Source organism: Henriciella algicola (genome assembly GCF_003576245.1).
Lineage (GTDB): Bacteria > Pseudomonadota > Alphaproteobacteria > Caulobacterales > Hyphomonadaceae > Henriciella > Henriciella algicola.
The window spans coordinates 472,784-490,784 of record NZ_QWGA01000008.1 but is presented as its reverse complement, the minus strand read 5'-3'; the positions used below and the strand labels follow the sequence as shown (position 1 = coordinate 490,784).

Annotated in this window: 9 protein-coding genes; 5 read left to right on the top strand and 4 right to left on the bottom strand. The window is 63.6% G+C overall.

Annotation, left to right across the window (positions count from 1 at the left end):
- Positions 1-44: 44 nt before the first annotated feature.
- Genes D1222_RS15285 through D1222_RS15275 form a run of 3 tightly spaced genes read left to right on the top strand, consistent with a single transcriptional unit; the run spans position 45 to position 9,340 of the window.
- Positions 45-1,454 carry an SDR family NAD(P)-dependent oxidoreductase gene (locus D1222_RS15285; RefSeq protein ID WP_182482013.1) on the top strand — a complete coding sequence of 470 codons (1,410 nt, stop codon included), beginning with the start codon at positions 45-47 and terminating at the stop codon, positions 1,452-1,454.
- A complete protein-coding gene (locus D1222_RS15280) occupies positions 1,447-8,766 on the top strand; it encodes a beta-ketoacyl synthase N-terminal-like domain-containing protein (protein WP_119455106.1) in 7,320 nt (2,439 codons plus the stop codon). Before D1222_RS15285 ends, D1222_RS15280 begins: the two co-directional genes overlap by 8 nt.
- Positions 8,759-9,340, top strand: coding sequence for an N-acyl amino acid synthase FeeM domain-containing protein (locus D1222_RS15275; RefSeq protein WP_119455105.1), 582 nt, complete (start codon positions 8,759-8,761; stop codon positions 9,338-9,340). The genes D1222_RS15280 and D1222_RS15275 overlap by 8 nt, the downstream gene beginning before the upstream one ends.
- Here D1222_RS15275 and D1222_RS15270 read toward each other — a convergent pair.
- The 3 genes from D1222_RS15270 to D1222_RS15680 all read right to left on the bottom strand — a co-directional run bounded on the left by D1222_RS15270 (position 9,318) and on the right by D1222_RS15680 (position 10,795).
- Entirely contained in the window at positions 9,318-9,818 is a 501-nt protein-coding gene (locus tag D1222_RS15270) for a 4'-phosphopantetheinyl transferase family protein (protein WP_182482012.1), read from the bottom strand. The two genes, D1222_RS15275 and D1222_RS15270, sit on opposite strands and share 23 nt — an antisense overlap.
- A 161-nt stretch (positions 9,819-9,979) precedes the next feature.
- Positions 9,980-10,573 carry a sigma-70 family RNA polymerase sigma factor gene (locus D1222_RS15265; RefSeq protein WP_147371903.1) on the bottom strand — a complete coding sequence of 198 codons (594 nt, stop codon included), beginning with the start codon at positions 10,571-10,573 and terminating at the stop codon, positions 9,980-9,982.
- 42 nt (positions 10,574-10,615) lie between these two features.
- Entirely contained in the window at positions 10,616-10,795 is a 180-nt protein-coding gene (locus D1222_RS15680; RefSeq protein ID WP_147371902.1) for a NepR family anti-sigma factor, read from the bottom strand.
- A gap of 342 nt (positions 10,796-11,137) precedes the next feature.
- Between D1222_RS15680 and D1222_RS15260 the strand changes: the two genes are divergently transcribed.
- Together D1222_RS15260 and D1222_RS15255 are read left to right on the top strand one after the other, a co-directional pair.
- Entirely contained in the window at positions 11,138-12,904 is a 1,767-nt protein-coding gene (locus D1222_RS15260; RefSeq protein ID WP_119455102.1) for an autotransporter assembly complex protein TamA, read from the top strand.
- Positions 12,904-17,106 carry a translocation/assembly module TamB domain-containing protein gene (locus D1222_RS15255; RefSeq protein ID WP_119455101.1) on the top strand — a complete coding sequence of 1,401 codons (4,203 nt, stop codon included), beginning with the start codon at positions 12,904-12,906 and terminating at the stop codon, positions 17,104-17,106. Before D1222_RS15260 ends, D1222_RS15255 begins: the two co-directional genes overlap by 1 nt.
- Here the strand turns inward: D1222_RS15255 and mmsB are convergent.
- Positions 17,103-17,993: a 3-hydroxyisobutyrate dehydrogenase gene (mmsB, locus tag D1222_RS15250; RefSeq protein ID WP_119455100.1), complete on the bottom strand. Its 891-nt coding sequence runs from the start codon at positions 17,991-17,993 to the stop codon at positions 17,103-17,105. The genes D1222_RS15255 and mmsB overlap by 4 nt on opposite strands.
- Positions 17,994-18,001: the final 8 nt, after the last annotated feature.

Genomic DNA, 18,001 nt, shown 5'->3' with positions numbered 1-18,001 from the left:
CCGGGCAGGAGGCCGCAACGCTTCCATCCCTGCCCCTCAAGGCTGTGGCCTATGTCAGCCAGTCCGCCATCGGACGGGTGACACCGGGCCTGCGCGAAGCATCGCTGATTGAATGGGTGACGCCGGACCTCAGCGCAGCGCAGCCCTTTGTCACCGCCCTCAACGCATCGGGCTTCAGGGTCAACGCCGTCACCAGCCCCAGCGGGACAGCCAGCGCCCTGATCCTCGCCCACGGCCTCGCCAGCCCGCGAGAGACATTGCACGCAGATGCCGTCGCTGCGCTAAAGATCAACGCCCAGCAACTCGAGGCACAAGGCGGCACAGTCATCCTGCTTCAGGATACAGGCGGCCTATTCCAACCGCACGACCACCGGGCCTGGCGCGGCGGGCTTTCCGGCCTCGCCCGCACCGCCGCGCGTGAATTCACCGCCGCCACAATCCGCCTGATCGATATCGACGTGGCTGGATTCGGCACGGCCCTCGCCGCCAGCCACCTTGCCGAAGAGTTGCTCACGGGCGGCACAGCACCTACCGCAGGCCTCAGCCCCGCTGGGCGTTACCTGCCGCAGGACACAGACTTCACCCTGCCCCGCAACCAACCCGGAAGGCTTGGCGCTCAGGACGTTATCCTCGTCACCGGCGGCGCGCGCGGCGTGACAGCAGACTGCGTGATCGAACTCGCCCGGCGCACAGGCGCGCGCTTTGCGTTGCTCGGCCGCTCAGAGATCACGCCATGGCCCGCAGGCCTTCCCGTCACCACCGATGAAAAGGCGCTGCGAGGCGCCCTCGCCAAGGCGGCCAAGGACGCTGGCGAGAAGATCACGCCTGCCGCGCTAAACCGCCGTGCCCGCGCCCTTCTGTCAGGCGCTGAAATCCGCGAAACGCTGGACGCTATCGCCCGCGCGGGCGGTGAGGCGCACTACATCCCGGCAGACGTTTCCGACCCTGCCGCCCTCGGCGCAGCCCTCGCCAATATTCGCAGCCAGCTGGGTGAGATTACGGGCCTCGTCCATGGCGCAGGCGTGCTTGCCGACAAGCTGATCCGCGAGAAAACGCCCGAACAGATCGCCCGCGTTTTCGGCCCCAAGATTGGCGGCCTCGAAGCCCTTATCTCGCAGCTCGACACGAGCCAGCTAAAAACCGTTGTCTTCTTCTCTTCCGTCGCCGCCCGCTATGGCAATGCGGGCCAGGCCGACTACGCCATGGCGAATGAAATCCTGAACCGCATGGCCTGGTGGCTGAAATCGGCTAATCCGACCGCCGCCATCACCTCCATCAATTGGGGCCCATGGGATGGCGGCATGGTGGATGACGGCCTTCGCGCAAAATTCGCAGAGCTTGGCGTCCCTCTGATATCGAAAGCCGCCGGGGCCAACGCCTTCGCCGACGCGGTTCTCGCAGGCGCCGCCTGCCCGGTCGAGCTCGTTGCCGGTGCGGAGATCGCGCATGTCTGAGGCGAAATTCGACCCGATCGCCATTGTCGGGCGCGGCTGCGTCCTCCCCGGCGCGTTGTCGCCTGCTGAGCTCTGGCGCGCAGTGCTGGATGAAAAAAGTCTCATCACCGACGCCCCGCCCGGCAAATGGGGCGTTACCGACGCCGAACACGAAGCACTAGGCTACAAGGGCGCCTTCGTCACCGGCTTCGACAAGGTCTTCGCCCCTGCCGCCCATGACCTCGATGACATCGACGCAAGCGACCTCGACCCCGTGTTTCAGTGGCTGCTGCATGCTGGCCGCGAAGCCTGGCGTGAGGCCGGACAACCCAAGGCGCGAAAGAACCGGATCGGCGTCATCGCGGGTAATCTCGGCTATCCGAGCCGCGCGCTCTCTGACTATGCCGCAGACATCTGGCTCGATGGCACGTCCGACATCGACCCGCAAAACCGCTTCAACACAGGCGGCCCCGCGCAGCTTCTTGCCCGCTCGCTCGGCGCGGCGGGCCCAGCCTTCGCCATCGATGCGGCCTGCGCGTCTTCGCTCTACGCCATCAAGCTCGCCTGCGACCGCTTGCAGGATCACAGCCTCGATATCGTCGTCGCCGCAGCTGTAAACGGCGCAGACAATCTCATCCTTCATCAGGGTTTTTCCGCCCTCAACGCACTCTCACCGACAGGCCGTTCACGGCCATTTGTGGACGGCGCAGATGGCCTTGTCCCGGCAGAAGGCGCCGCCGCCATCGTCCTCAAACGCCTGTCAGACTGCGACCTCGCCGACCGCGTCTTCGGCGTTATTCGCGGCATTGGTCTTTCCAATGATGGCCGCCGCAAATCCCTGCTCGCCCCAGATGGCGATGGCCAGCGCGAAGCCATGGCCGCCGCTTGGGCAGGTGCAGGCCTCGACCCGTCACGCGACATTGGTCTCGTTGAAGCGCACGCTACCGGCACACGCACGGGCGATGCTGTCGAACTCGCCGCAACCGCCGCCCATTTCGAGGGCATGGACGACCTCCCGATGGGGTCGCTCAAAGGCAATCTCGGCCACCTCATCACGGCCGCTGGCATGGCGAGCCTCATCAAGCTCACTTATGCCGTCAATGAGGGCATCATCCCGCCGACGCGGCTTGAAGGCGACGCCATCGCGGGCTTTGACGCAGGCGGCCTGACCCCCGCCCGGCAAGGCAAGTGGCCGGACGACCGCCCGCGCGTCGCGGCCCTCTCCAATTTCGGTTTTGGCGGCAACAATGCCCATCTGATCCTTGCCGCCGATGACGGTCATCGCGCGCGCCGAAAGGCCGTAAAGCCCGAACAGAAACCGCCCCATATCGCCGTCACCGCCACCGGCCTTTCCCTTGGCCCGGATCGCGGCGTCGCGCGCGTGCTTCAACGCCTGATGCGCCCGCCAAAGGATGCGCGCGGCTCGATGACAGAAACCCATGCCGATCCGAAAGCGCTTCGCGCACCGCCTTCAGATCTTTCTTCAGCACAGGGCCAGCAGGTCGCGCTCTGGGACGCGGTCGACGAAGCGCTTTCGCGCACAGCCCTGCCAGACGGCGCGCGCGTCGGCGTCTACACCGGTTTCAGCTGTGCCCCCGAAGCGGCCCGCTGGATGCTCCGTGCACGGATTTCGGAGCGCTTGGGCCTTAGCGCATCATCGCCAGAGGCGGACGCTGCCCGCAACGCCATTGCCGCGCCACTGAAAGCTGGCGACGTCCTTGGCGCGATGCCGAACGTTTCTGCAAACCGGCTGAATGTGCGCGGCGACTGGCGCGCGCTGGGATTTGCCGTGATGGAGGAGGAAGCGTCCGGCCTTCGCGTTGCAGAGCTTGCCATCCGCGCGCTTCAGGCGGGCGAGATCGACGCCGCCATCGTCGCCGCCGCCGACCTGTCCAGCGATGAGGTTCACGCCGCCACGGGCAGTGCGCGCACAGGCGACGCCGCCGCAGCCCTCATCCTGCAGCGCAGCGCGGACGCGCCGTCAGCAACTGAGATCCGCACGCTCCGCATTGAAGCGGGCCAGGCGCCAAACGCCCTCATCTCCCGCATCTATGGCCATGCCCATGCGGCGGGCAGCCTCGTCGAACTTGGCCTGCAGGCCGAAGCCGCCGCGCGCGGCCTCGAACTTGCCGATACGGGTCTCATCCCGCGGCTCGACAACTCAGCCACGCGCCCAGCTGTCGCGGGGGCCGCCATCAAACTGAAGACGCGCCCACAACCCTCGCCAGACCTGCTGCGCCCGCCGCCGCAGCTTGAAACCTATGGCGCCGACAGCCGCGACGCGCTCATCGCCTGCCTTGAAAGCCAGAAACAAGCCAGCGAGGGCAACCACCGGGTCGCCCTGCTCGCCTCACGCCCTGAAGAGATGACGGCGCTTCGCCTCGAAGCTGCCTCGCGCCTTCGTTCAGGCAGGCTTGAGAGCGGCGACGGCATCCATTTCGGTGCGGGCGCGCCAAAGGGTGATCTCGCCTTTGTCTTCACCGGCGCGGCTGCAGCTTATCCCGGCATGGGGCGCGATCTCTTCTCCGCCTTCCCATCTCTCGGCAAGCTTGTCACCCAGCGTTTCCCGGCAGCTCAATCTGTGGCCGACACGCTCGCCACTGGCCTTGAAAGCGCCTTCAGCCAGCTGCGCGCCACCACGCTCGTCTCGCAGGCCCAGCATCTCCTCCTGACGAAGAAACTTGGTCTCAACCCGACAGTCGCCATGGGGCTTTCTTCCGGCGAGACTAATTCGCTCATCGCCTTTGGCGCATGGGTCGATGCTGACGGACTGATGGGCACGATTGGCGAAAGCGGCATGTATGATCGCTACCTCGCAGGCGCGTTCGAAACCGCCCGCAAGGCATGGGGCGAGAAGGCCCAGATTGAATGGGCAACATGGCGCCTGCGCACCAGCGAGGCGGCTGTCCGCGACGCCATCAAGCCAGAGCCGCGCTGCGACATCACCATCATCTATAGCGCTAGCGATGTGGTCATTTCTGGTGAGGCGATCGCCTGCCAGCGCGTCATAAAGCGGCTCGGCGCGGCAGCGATCCGCGTGCCGCATGACCTTACCGTGCACACCCCGGCCATGCTGCCTTATGAGAAGACCTGGCATCAGCTTCACTTCAGAAAGACGAAGGCGCCGGGCGGCGTGCGCTTCTACGCCAACGCCATCAACGGCGCATATGACGTCTCGGCCGACAGCGCCGCCAATATGCTGACAGGGCAGGCCATCGCGCCAATCAATTTCCCGGCGACGCTCCGCGCCGCGCATGCCGACGGCGTGCAGACCTTTATCGAGATCGGGCCCCGCGACACGCTCACCGGGGCCGTTCAGGAAACGCTGGGGGCTTCTGCCACGGCGCTGCCAACAGACCGGTTCGGCACGCCCGCGCTTGACAGTATCGCCGCCCTCACCGCGCGCCTCTTTGCTGAAGGGCGCGCGCTCAATGTGGACTGGCTGAAGTCACAGCTAGATGAGGCCTCCGCCAACACCTTGCCCTTGCGGGTGAAAGACAAGGGCGCCATCACGTTCGATGCGCATGCCGCGCCGCCGCGCCTGCCACAGCTTCCATCTGGCTCGCGCCAGACGGCGCGCCGCCGCCTCGCCCTGCCCAAACGGCCATCCTTCAAGCCCGGCCCGCTCCCGCCCGCAAAACCAGCGCACGCGCGCACACTTCCATTGCCGCCCGGCACAAGCTGGGTTCCGCCCGTGGTGAAGACAGTCGGCACCGCTGTTCTTGAGCGGAGGCGTCCTGCACCGGCCGCGACGCCCCCAACCGCGCCGACGCCCGCACCAAAGCTCGCCCCGGCCAAGCGCATTTCGCCTGCTCCTGCTCAGGCATTCAAATCCGTCACGCCGCTGCAGCGTCGGACGCCCATAGGCCCCTCCTTCACCCGCGCTCAGATCGAGCAGGCTGCCGTCGGCAACATTTCCGATGTCTTCGGCGAGGCCTTCGCCGCGCAGGACAAATACCGCCGTCAGGTGCGTATGCCGCGCCCGCCCATGCTGCTCTGTGACCGCATCACCGGCATTGATGCCGAAGCCCTCGTTCAGGGCAAAGGCACCATCTGGACCGAAACCGATGTGACGGCAGACCTCTGGGCGGTAAGTGACGGCATGCTGCGCCCCGGTCCCCTGATCGAGGCGGGGCAGGCAGACCTTGCACTCATCTCATGGATGGGCGCGGACATGCTGAACTGCTCGGACCGCGTCTACCGCCTGCTCGGCTGCGAGCTTACCTTCCACGAAGGCGGCTTGCCGCGCGTGGGAGAGACGTTGCGCTTCCAGATCTCGATCAAGGGCCATGCAGAGCTGTCCGGCGTCCGCATGTTCTTCTTCGAATATGACTGCTACGCCGATGAGCGCCTGCTCCTGTCTGTCCGCAATGGTCAGGCAGGCTTCTTCACTGATGATGAACTCGCCAACTCCAAGGGTGTACTCTGGGACGCCAGCGAAGGCGCGCCAACGGCAGAGCCGCGCCTCGACAAGAAATCACCGACAGGCAAGCGTAGCTTCAGCGCCGCCGACGTCGCCGCCTTCCGCGCTGGCGACACCTATCGCTGTTTTGGCGAAGGGTTTGAGCGCGCGGCCCCGCACACACGACCTGCCCGCCTGCCAGCTGGCAAGCTCTCGCTCTTTGATGATGTGGCTGAGTTTGACCCCACAGGCGGGCCATGGGGGCGCGGTTATCTCAAGGCCCGCCACAAGGTGGCGAAGGACGCCTGGTTCTATGATGGCCATTTCCACGAAGACCCGTGCATGCCCGGCACGCTCATGGCCGAAGCGGCTGTTCAGGCGCTGGAATTCACTGCCGCAGGACTTGGTCTCACCATTGAGCGTGACAGCCATGTCTTTGAACCGGCACCGGGCGCGCCTGCGACCTTCTACTGCCGGGGTCAGGTCACGCCCGATGCGGACCACGACGTCACTTATGAGGTCTTCGTCGACGAGGTGATCGACGGCGAGGAGCCGATGGTCTTCGCCAGCCTTCTTGCCCGCTCTGATGGCCGGAAGGTGTTCTACTGTCCGCGCTTTGGCATCCGCCTTCGCCGCCAGTGGCCAGACCAGCCAAAAGCCGCCACCCCACCTCACTATGTGAACGCTGATTGCGACGTGCGCGGTGACGAAGCGGCCCTCATGGAGTGCGGCTCTGGGGCGCCGAGCAATGCCTTTGGCAGCATGTATGCGCCCTTCGACACGAAAGGCGCTGTCCCGCGCCTACCACAGCCGCCCTATCACATGGTCAGCCGTGTCCTCTCAGTCTCCGGCCCTGCTGGCCAGCAGTCTGCAGGCCTCAAAGCTGTCGCCGAATACGATGTCCCGATAGACGCCTGGTACTTCGAGGATGGCGGCACGGGCACCATGCCTTTCAGCGTGCTGACAGAAGTCATCCTTCAACCCTGCGGCTGGCTCGCTTCCTATTCAGGCTTTGCCCTCTCTGGTGAGACGCGCTTCCGCAATCTCGATGGCAGCGGCAAGCTGCATCGTCAGGTCCGCCCCGGCGACGGTATGGTCCGCACGGCAACGACGCTGACCCGCTGCTCGCGCGTGGGGCCGATGACGATCGTCTTCTTCGCGCTCGAAGCCACGCTCGCCGATGGCACCCCCATCATCTCGCTCGAGACGAGCTTCGGTTTCTTCACCAAAGCCTCGCTCGCCGCGCAGGCTGGCCTTAAGCCAACCGACGCGGACCGCGACTTCGTCAACGCGCCAGCCGACCCACCGAGCGAGGACGGCACCCGCCTGCTGGCCTCCCGCAACCGTCTCGCCCTGTTCGACGTCATCGACCGGTTCGAGCCAGAAGGCGGCAGCGCCGGTCTTGGCCAGATCCGCGCTCGGCAGGCCGTCGACCCTTATGCCTGGTACTTCAAGGCGCACTTCTTCTCTGACCCGGTCCAGCCCGGTTCACTCGGCCTCGATATGCTGGTGCAGCTTCTCGCCCGCGCGGCAGACCTTAAAGGTCTTGCGGACCGGTTCGAGCATCCTGTCTGGGAGCCGATTGCCGAGGCCAATGACGTGAACTGGACCTATCGCGGTCAGGTCATGCCAACGGCGAAACAGGCGACCCCGATGGTCGAGATTCTGGCCGTCGAAGAAAGCGATCACGCGACCATCGTGAAGGGGCGCGGCGTGCTCTGGGTCGATGGGCTGAAGATCTATGAGATGCGCGAATTGAGTGTCCGTATATGCACCGCCCGTACACCGTCACTGCACCGCCACTGCACCATGTTTTCTGCTGGAAACGAGGGCTGGCTACAGTCGCATCGTCCAACCCATACCCTCCCCTCGCTCCCCCTTCTCGCCCAGGCCGGAATGGCCCTGCAGCAGGCAAGAGCGGCAGGCTTCGAAGGCTACCCGATTGAACTGAAAGCGTTTTCTCCTAAGCGCTGGGGAAGCCTCAGCGGTGATGGCCTCAGCGTAGAGACAAGGGTGGCACCAGACGGCGACGCGAGATTGCGCGGCCGCGATGCCCTCTCCGGCGACGCGCCATGGTACGAAATTTCCGCCGGAAAGATCAGTCAGCCGGTGCGTGGGCCGAAGCCAAAACTTGGGGCCGAAAAGCATGGAAAGAAGCGTGCTACTCCTTATGCCTCCGGCGACCTTTTCCATGGGCCTGCCATGCAGCCGGTGGTCTCGATGCGCCGTGACGCAAAGGGTTTCGAAGCGGTTCTGGACCTTGCCGCGGGCATCAATCCCGGGGACCCATTCGACCCGGTGATACTGGACGGCCTCGTCCATGGCCCACCGCACGAAACGCCTGAAGAATGGTTCGAGGATGCGGAAAACACCGCCATCTACCCTGTCCGGATTGACCGCCTGAGCGTGCTCGGCCCGCTTCCGGAAAGCGGGAAACTCACCGTAAGGGGCCGCCCGCAAGCTCGCCTTGAAGGCTCTGATGACCTGCCCGTCCTCGTCGAGGCCTATCTAGAAAACGGCACGCTCTGGGCGAGGCTGGACCTCATCGAAAAGGCTTATCCGAAAGGCAAGCTCGGCGCACTCAACCCATTGGCCAGAAAGGTTTTTCTGACCGGCACAAGTGACGAGGTGGTCGCACCGCTCAGCTGGCAGGAAGGCGATCGCAGCCTTGTGGCGCCCGCCGATGTCATGGCGTGCGACTGGCTGCCCGGCACGGTCGCCGCCGCCTGGGGACTGGACGGGCTGACAGGTGCTGACCTCATCAAGCGCGTCGCGGTGAAGGAATTCTTCGCCCGCAAATGGGGCATCCATCCGCAGAAGCTGACCCTAGACCCACCCTTCGTCATCGGCCCGAACGCCCGCAGCCGTTACGATCTGCGCTTCGATACTGCCGCGCGCGCCTGGTCTGTCGGAGATGATCCCCATGGATAATTTTGAGATCATCCCCGTCACCGATGCCACCCTCCCCTTGGTCCAGCACCTGCGCTACCGGGTCTATTGCGCCGAGAAACAGTTCGCCATGAAAGGCGCCGACCATGAAAGCCGGCTGCTTCGCGATGAGGCTGATCTGCTTGGCGAGACTTTCGCGCTATTTGATGGGGCCGACCTTGTTTCCAGCGCGCAGGTCATCCCTGTGCATGCAAGCGAAGCATCTGAAAGATTTCGGGTTTTCGACCTCGGATCAGTCCTCGCTGAAGGGGAAAGCTGCGTCGTTGTGTCGAAACTTGTCACCGCACCAGAGAGGCGAGGCTCCAAGACGCTCGGCCCGGTGATGCGCGCCGTGCTCGACTATGTGGCCCGCAACAAGCACCGCTATATCGCCATTCTGGCCGAAGCGCAGATGCGTGAGTTCTATGGCTCCATGGGCTTTGACATCCGCAAGGAAGGCATCGACGCGCCGCCCTTCGGCACTGTTTCCCTTATGGTTTTTGACATGCAGGATGATCGTCACACGAGCGGCAAATCCCTCGCCGGCTGGATGTTCAAATCGATTTTTGCGCGCTGAACGCGGCCGTGCAGACCGCGTCAGGGCCAGCGTCGATCACTGACAGCTTTAGCGACACGCCGCGATCTTCGATGACGGTTTCATCCACGCGCCCGAGAATGAAATCCGACAGTATTTCAACGCTCTTCGCACCGCCGCGCAGCCCCTCTCCCCGGCATTTCAGGACCGCTTCCTTGGCCGTCCATAGACGATAGAAGGCGACGAGACGGGCAGCTTCGTCGCCTGCCGAGCTAACCGCCTCAGCCTCGCTATCGCTTGCGGTCATGGAGAGGATCACGTCCGTTTCACGCGGGACCAGCCGCTCGATATCGATACCAACCACGGCGTTTTCTATCAGCGCCGCCGCCGCGACGGGCCCTGACTTCGACCAGCTGATAGCTAGGTCAGACGCGCCAACTAGCTCCGGGCGGGCATCGTCATAGCTTTGAAGAACCGGCGTTCCAGCCTGTGGCCGCTGCTTCTGGATAAGCTGCCGCATGAGCCATCTGCCATGCAGGAAGTCGGCCGCGTCTTCGCTTTGTCGAAGCCTGGATGCACGTGTTTTTTCGGCCTCGTTAGCAGGCTCAAGGCCGTGCTGGATGTTCCGCCTGTCGGAGATCGCCCAGACCGGGCCAGCAGCTATAGAGCCGCCGCGCATTGTCAAAGCGGGTGCCGGGCAGGCCCTGCTAATTCGTCAATCCGGTTGAGAAGCGCTGGAAGTCCCTGCCCTTCAGGGCGTTTGACGGTGTAGGAAGAGCGCTCACTCGACACGAAACGCCGTCTCACCGTTTCGCGCGCGCGACTGACGCGGCTCTTGATCGTGCCCGCAGAGCAACCGCAGACCTCGCCTGCCTCATCATAGGTCATGCCTGCCGCCAGGATCAGGATAAGCGCGTCGCGCTGGTCGTCTGGCAGCTGGCTGATAAGGTGCTCCATACGCGCGAAATCCTTGGCGGTTTCTTGCTGGGCCTCAGCGACAAGCGCGGCGGCAATCACATCCGGCTCAAGATTGACCGAACGCCATGAGCGGCGCTTCTGCATGTAGAATTCGTTGCGCAGGATGCGGAATAGCCATGGTCGCATTGGTTGCGAGGGGTCAAACATCTCTTGAGATGTCCAGGCTTTCAGACAAGCGTCCTGAACAAGGTCGTCGGCGAGTGCTGCGTCGCGGCAGAGACCTCTGGCAAATGCCCTCAGCTCGGGCATGAGCGCTTCGAGGCGCGCGACGAACGACGCTTCTAGATTTTCAACCAAACGACCCAACTCCAACACCCACCAGCCGACTATTGCCGTGCTTCAATCTTTCTTGTTTTCCTGCTCTCGCAGGCGCCGGATCAGGTCCTGCAGACGCTCCGGGACTGGCTCTTCAGCCACGTCCCGATAAGCCTTTCGCAGGGCTTCACCGACAGGCGGTTCGTTCATCCAGGGTGATGGCGATTTGCGGCCTCGCTCTGCAGACGACTTTTTCTTATTCAAGGTTTCGTCCCGGCGATAATAAATCAGGTCCGCTCTGGTGCCACACACCCTCCAATGCCGCAACTATGCCTGATGCCATCTAACGCGCAATTTCCTAATCTCTTTCTAAATTCCAGTGAAACTTTCTGCCTTTGCCCCAAAGCAGCCATGCCCAATCGGTTTAGCGTGCGGATCCCGCGTCACCTGTCCGAACTGTAAATTGCGCAGCGAAAGCGGAAACATAACAACGTGAACGGCGTTGAATTATTGCGCGTGCAGCATACCGCTTAAGGGTGTGATCGATGCTTAGGGCAAACCCGCGTCGATAGCGGTATTGAGCAGCGTCTGAAGAGTTGGGGATACATGTTAAATCGAGTTTTCTTTTTCCTGATCGTCGCACTGGCGATGACAGCGTCTGCCGCTGCGGAGAAAGTTGACATCGAATTCGCTGGTGACCGCCCCGGCGACGAGCTGAGATCGACACTTCAGGACGCCCTCGCCGATGAAAGCACGCCGCAGACTGCGCTGGAGGCGCGGCGGCAAGGAAGGCGCGCGGCCGAAGCTGTCCGGAGCGCGCTGAACAGCGAAGGCTATTACGATCCGCAGATTGACCTCGCCGTGCTGGGCACCGATGCGCCAGAAGCGCGGCTGCGTGTCGATACGGGACCGCGTTTTGCTTTGGGCCGGGTGAAGGTGTCATTCGTCGGATCGGTGCCAACCGAAGCCGATCAGGAAGTGATCCGCGCTGGACTGCCTGTTCGCGCGGGGCGGCCCGCCATTCCGGCAGATGTGATCGATGCAGAGCGCTGGATCACGAATGAGCTGCGCAATGCCGGCTATCCCTATGCAAAAGTCGACGAGCGCCGCGTCATTGGAGACCGCGACGCCGAAACGCTAAGCGTTACCTATGAAACCCGCACCGGACCACGCGTCGTGTTTGGCGAGACCCGCTTTCCGAACGAGAAGATGAAAACCAAGGCGAGCTATCTCGACCGCCTTGTCCCTTATGAAGCGGGCGAGGTTTACGACCCTGCTGCGCTTTCCCAGTTCAACACCCGTCTTGCCGAAACGCGCATGTTCAAGGTTGCGCGCGCCGATCTCGCGACTGAGCCCTCCGGCGAAACTGAAGACGGTCAGCAAATCCGCGATGTGGTCGTCACGCTTACCGAGCGCCCGCAGAATTCGATCGGGCTTGGTGGCAAATACTCGACCAGCGAAGGCTTCGGTCTCAATGCGGAACTGACCCGCCGAAACCTGACCCGGCGCGGCGACGTGCTGAGCGCAGATCTTACCGTGGCTGAGCTTGAGCAATCGCTTGAAGTCATCTGGCGCCGCCCGAATGAGTTTGGCTATGGCCGCGGGCTGGTCCTGTCGGCGGGCGTCAAGAATGAGACGACCGACGCCTATGACCGTCAGGCTGTGTTCGCAGGCGTCGGCTTTGAAGTCGTCCGAAGCCCAGAGTTCACCTATTCCTATGGTGTGCAGGGCGAAATCGCGAAGGAAGAAGACGAGTATGGCGAACGCGACCTGCAGGTCGTCTCCGTCTATGCCGACGCCCGCCTCGACAAGACTGACAGCCTGCTTGACCCGCGCTCAGGCTGGCGGGCCAACGCCCGGGTCGAACCAAGTTACGCCTTTGGCGACGAGGTGAGTCCCTATGTGCGCTCGGTCGGCCAGATCAGCGCCTATGTGCCTTTTGACGAAGACAGGAAGTTCGTCCTCGCCGGGCGTTTTAAGGCAGGCGCCGTTGTCGGGGCCGACGTCGAGAATCTGCCCGTCGATACGCGTTTCTATTCCGGTGGCGGGGGCAGCGTGCGCGGCTATGCCTATCAGGCCATCGGACCGCAGGCAGATGACGGCACGCCGCTGGGCGGTTCTTCGGTCATCGAAACCTCGATTGAGGGCCGCTATGCCGTGCGACCGAATATTGGCGTGGTCGCCTTCCTTGATGCGGGGGCGGTTTCCACCAGCCAGTTCTCCGACTTCAGCGATGCGCGCTATGGCGCAGGGGTTGGCGTGCGCTACACCACGCCGGCAGGCCCGATCCGCCTTGATGTGGCGACACCGCTGAACCCCACAGATTTTGACGACCCGGTCCAGATCTACATCTCGATCGGTCAGGCCTTTTAATGAGCACCACTGACCCGACCCCGAGCCAGCCCGCCCAGAAGCGGAGCCTGACACGCCGCCTTCTGAAATGGACGGCGATAATCCTCGGCGTGCTGCTGGCCCTGATCATTATCCTGATACTGGCCGCGAGATATGTGGCGCAGTCCGGCTTTGGCCGCGAATTCGTCGAGACGCGGATCGAAGCGGCTGACCCGTCCGGTCAGGAAATCGAGGTCGAAGGCCTGTCCGGTGACCTTCTCGGCACATTCCGGATCGAGCGGCTCACCGTCGCCGATGAAGACGGTGTCTGGCTGATCGCGGAAAACCTCCTCGCTGACTGGAAGCCGTTTGACCTGCGCAGGCGCGCGCTGACGATCGAGGCGCTGGAAGCAGACCTCATTCACGTCCTGCGCCGCCCTATCCTGCAGCCGTCCGAGCGCGAACCTTCGTCCGGTGGCTCCATGCCGCTGCGCGCAGGTGAGCTTGGGCGCCTGCGGATCGAAGAGCTGCGAACCGATGAAGGCGTCATTCCGCGCGCACTGTCGCTGAATATCGAAGCACAGGGCGCCATTGGCCGCGATGGCGGGCGGACCGAAATGGCGGTCGTCCCGCTGGATGGTAATGGCGATGAACTGCTCGCAGACCTCACCTGGTCGGACGATTTCCGGGTTCAGGGCAATCTGGAGCTCGAAGGCCCCGCAGGTGGCCTGTTTGCGAGCCTTGCCCGCCTCGACCCGGACCAGTCTATCTCTGCGACGCTGGATACACAGGGCGCGCTGAATGAGTGGCAGGCCGATGCAGATATCGAGATTGGCGGCTCGCCGCTCATCACGCTTGATGCAGAAGCACGCGATGAGATCATCAGCTTCCAGTCAGACATCCAGCCAGCGCTGCACCCGCTGACCCGGCAGATCTCAGACACGTTGGGTGATACGCTGTCCATCGAGGGTGACCTGTCGCGCGGCGATGGAGGCCCGACGCTGGACGTCACGGCCATCGCCGAAGGTCTTGAGCTGAGCGCGATTGCGCAGCAGGCTGAAGATGGCGGCTACCGTGCTGACCTGCGGCTGACTGCGGACAATCCGACCCGCTATGCCAATGTCGAGAATGTAAACATCGGCGAAGCCATGCTTGACGGCGTGCTCGTCTATGCCGATGGCACGGCGCGCTTTGACGGTGATGTGCGGGCCTCCCGTGTTGATGTACCGTCCTTCGCAGCTGACACAGTGTCCGGCCCGATGACGGCCATTTATGGCGATAGCCGCGCGAGTGTTCGCACCACGCTCAAGGCCGCAGGAGCGAACCTGCCAGGCATGAGCGGACAAATTGCCGGGCGCGCGCCGGTGCTCGTGCTGAACGGCGACTACAATATCGCAGACCGGACCATTGAGCTGCGAGAGACCGTCGTGCGCGGACGCGCTGGCCGTATCGCCGTCCAGGGCGACGTCGCCCTGTCGCCATCGTTAAGCGCCAATGTCTCTGGCAGCTTCCAGCTTGATGGCGGCACCGCCAACCTCGCCCGACCGGTAAACCTTCAGGGTAATTTCGAAGCCAGTCGCGCTGGCGCAGGCACGACCCGGTTCAATACGCAGATCAATGCGAGCGAGCTTGGCGCCCTGCCTGCCCCCCTTAGCGACTGGGCATCGGACGCAGCCCTGCTCAATGTGAACGGCGTGCTGCAGCCAGATAATGCCGTAGACCTTAACCAGATTTCGCTGGAGAGCGGGACGCTGTCGCTCAATGGGTCTGGCCGGCTTAGCAATGAGCAGGCCATATCGGCATCGCTGCAGCTACAGGCGGGCGAAGCGAATGTTGCAGGCTATGCGCTGGAGAGCGTGAGCGGGCGCGCGGATATCTCCGGTACGCTCGACGCGATGGACTTTGTCGTGAACTTCAATGCGCCGCAGCTGGCGAGCGAGAGCTTGACCTTCACAGATATCGGCCTTGGCGCGGACGGCACCTATGGCGGCGGGGCGCTGAATGCCTCTGTCTCGCTGAACGCAGGGACAACGAATGGTCCGCTAGATGTCCAGACCGGTGTCGCCCTTAACGGGTCGGACTGGCAGGTTGAGGGGCTCGAGGCGAGCTGGGGCCCGCTGGCTGCGAACGCGACCGTCAGCGGCTCTGGCGGTGAGCTCGGCACGATCCGCGGCGAAGCGAATGTTCGCGGCGACCTGCCCGAAGGCCTGCCTGCCCGCCGCGTTGACGCCAGTGCCTTTATCGAAGGCGAAGCGCTGACCATTGATGCAACGCTGGAAGAGGTCGCCGCCGGGCCGACCCGCGCAGATGCGCTGGTCATTCGCGCGACGGGCACGCCGGACAATGCCGACTTCATCGTCGAGATGGATGGCAGCACCGAAGTCGATGGCCTCTCCTATCGCACGCTCTTGAATGTCGACGGCAATGTCAGCGGGTTGACTAGTGGCGCGATGGAGCTGACCGCAGGCCTCGATGCAAGCCTCGGCGACCTCACACTGGTGACGCAGGAACCGCTTCGCTACGCCTCGTTCGAAGACGGGATGGAAGTGTCGACAGAGCTTGCTGCACTTGGTGGTTCGCTGTCGGCCAACCTGACGACGCGCGGCGACACAGAGCTGCGCGCATCAGCAGGCGGGCTTGAAGTAGCCCCGCTCCTTGTCCTTCTGGGACGCCCGGCGCTTGATGGCGCGCTGGACCTGTCGCTGGCCTTTGACGAGACGGCAGAAGGCGGGCTTAGCGGCCCCATCGAAGCAGAGATGCGCGGTGTCGCGCGCCCGGGCTCAGACCTTCCACCGGTGGATTTGTTTGTCAGCGGCACGCTGCAGCCTGACCTTCTCGATCTGGCGCTCCGCGCGCTGGACAATGAGACGCTGGAAGCGCGTGCGGCAATTGAAGTGCCAGTGAACACGTATGAAAGCGCGCCTTTTATACAGCCGGTTGCGGGCGCGAGCATGCCCTTCTCGGCGAATGCCAGCGGTCAGATCGAGGCGATTGCTGCGCTATTCATTCCGCCGCAAATGGTGCTGCAGGGCGTGGTGAACGCCGACCTTTCGGGTGAGCTGCCATCCCTGAATGAGAGCTTCTCCGGCACGGTGCAATTCTCCGAAGGCGTCTTCGAGCATGGCGACCTTGGCATGGTCCTCAACCGGATTTCCGCCGATGCGCGTCTTGGAGGCGGCACCGTCACGCTGGAGAGCTTTGCGGCGCGTGGCCGGTCTGGCGGCACGCTTGAGGGCAGCGGCTCGATGGCGGTGGATGGGTCAGGTCGCAGCGATGTCGAAATCCGCGCCAATCGCCTCGTCGTGACGGAACGCCGTGAGGGCTCCGCCACGGTGAGCGGGACACTGTCGCTGAACCAGCAGCCCGACCTGTTTGAGATCACAGGCGACCTCACGGTCGACGAAGGCTCCATCAATCTCGCCAACCTGCCGCAGGGCGGCCCGCCGACGCTGGACGTCACTTTCCGCGAGCCCGATGAGGATGAAGACGAAGAAGAAGCCGAAGAAGCCGCGACGCGGCTCGACATCAGCCTCAACGCACCTGGTCGCATCGACATTAGCGGGCGCGGCGTCAATGCAGAGCTTGCCCTCGACGCCGACATCGAAGGCCCGATTGGCAGCCCGGTCATCACAGGCGAGGCAGAAATCGTGCGGGGCCGGTTCGACCTTATCGGCAAGCGTTTCGAGTTCGGGGAGAGCACTGTGCGCCTGTCGCCTGACCTTGGCGAAAGCCGGCTGGCTGTGCGCGCCGAGCATGAGACGCGCGACGACATCACCGCCATCCTGAACGTGGTCGGCACGGTGTCGCGGCCCGAGATCGAGCTCACCTCTGAGCCTGTCCTGCCGGAAGACGAAGTTCTCTCGCGGGTGCTGTTCGGGCGCTCACCAACGCAGCTGACGGCGCTGGAAACCGCGCGTCTGGCAGCGGCGCTCGCCCAGCTATCCGGCGGCGGCGGTTTTGACCTTCTTGGCGGCATCGAGACCGCGCTCGGCCTGGACACATTCGATGTCGGCAGCGGCGCGAGCGGCGGCGTCGAGGTGACGAGCGGCAAGTACCTTACCGACAATGTCTATCTTGAGGTGCGCTCAGGCGCGACCGGCGCGCCGGGTATCGCTATTGAGTGGGAGCCGATTGAGAATATCGAGGTCGAGGCCGCCACGAATACGGGCGAGGACCAGGGTCAGGAACTCTCGATCCAGTGGACGCGCGACTTCGATGACCCCGGCAGCGGTGACGAAGACTAAAGCTCGCCCTTGAGACGCCGCATAACACCGGAAAAGTCGATGTCGCCGAAGCCGTCCTCGTCCAGCTTTGCATAGATCTGCTGGGCGTGATTGCCGAGCGGCGTATCCGCGCCGACATCATCGCCCGCACCCATGGCAAGACGAAGGTCCTTCAGCATCATCGCGACGGCAAAGCCCGGCTTGTACTCGCGGTTGGACGGCGCAGTCGGCACTGGCCCCGGCGCCGGGCAATAGCTGGTCATGGACCAGCACTGGCCAGACGCGGTGGACGAGATGTCGTAAAAAGTCTGCGCATCGAGACCGAGCTTCTCAGCAAGGTTGAACGCCTCGCAAGTGCCGATCATGGAAATGCCGAGCAGCATATTGTTGGCGATCTTTGCGACCTGCCCGTTGCCCGGGTCGCCCGCATGGAAGACGTTCTTGCCCATAATATCGAGGATAGGCTTTGCCTTCTCGAACCCATCCTTTGGGCCACCCACCATGAAGGTCAGCGTGCCTGCCTCGGCAGCGGCCACACCGCCTGAGACCGGCGCATCCATATAGGAAAAGCCTGCGTCCGCGGCTTTTCCGGCAGCATCGCGGGCCTCTTCAACGGCGATGGTCGAACAGTCGAGAAAAAGCGTGCCCGGCTTCGCGTGGGCTGTGACACCATCCTCACCGAAATAGACCTGATGGACATGCCTGCCAGCTGGCAGCATGGACACCACGACGTCGACATCGCCAACCGCCTCGCCGACAGTGGCGGCCGCTTTCGCCCCTGCCGCGACAGCGGCCTTCACCGCGTCGGCGTTGAGGTCAAAGGCGTGTACATCATGTCCCGCCTTGGCGAGGTTCGCGCACATGCCGGAGCCCATATTGCCAAGGCCAATGAATGCAATCTTCGTCATGGTGAGGT

Bases quoted from the DNA above. Each gene is read 5' to 3' on its own strand.
- D1222_RS15275 (WP_119455105.1), top strand. From the start codon at position 8,759: ATGGATAATTTTGAGATCATCCCCGTCACCGATGCCACCCTCCCCTTG.
- mmsB (WP_119455100.1), bottom strand. From the start codon at position 17,993: ATGACGAAGATTGCATTCATTGGCCTTGGCAATATGGGCTCCGGCATG.
- D1222_RS15255 (WP_119455101.1), top strand. From the start codon at position 12,904: ATGAGCACCACTGACCCGACCCCGAGCCAGCCCGCCCAGAAGCGGAGC.
- D1222_RS15260 (WP_119455102.1), top strand. From the start codon at position 11,138: ATGTTAAATCGAGTTTTCTTTTTCCTGATCGTCGCACTGGCGATGACA.
- D1222_RS15280 (WP_119455106.1), top strand. From the start codon at position 1,447: ATGTCTGAGGCGAAATTCGACCCGATCGCCATTGTCGGGCGCGGCTGC.
- D1222_RS15270 (WP_182482012.1), bottom strand. From the start codon at position 9,818: ATGCGGCAGCTTATCCAGAAGCAGCGGCCACAGGCTGGAACGCCGGTT.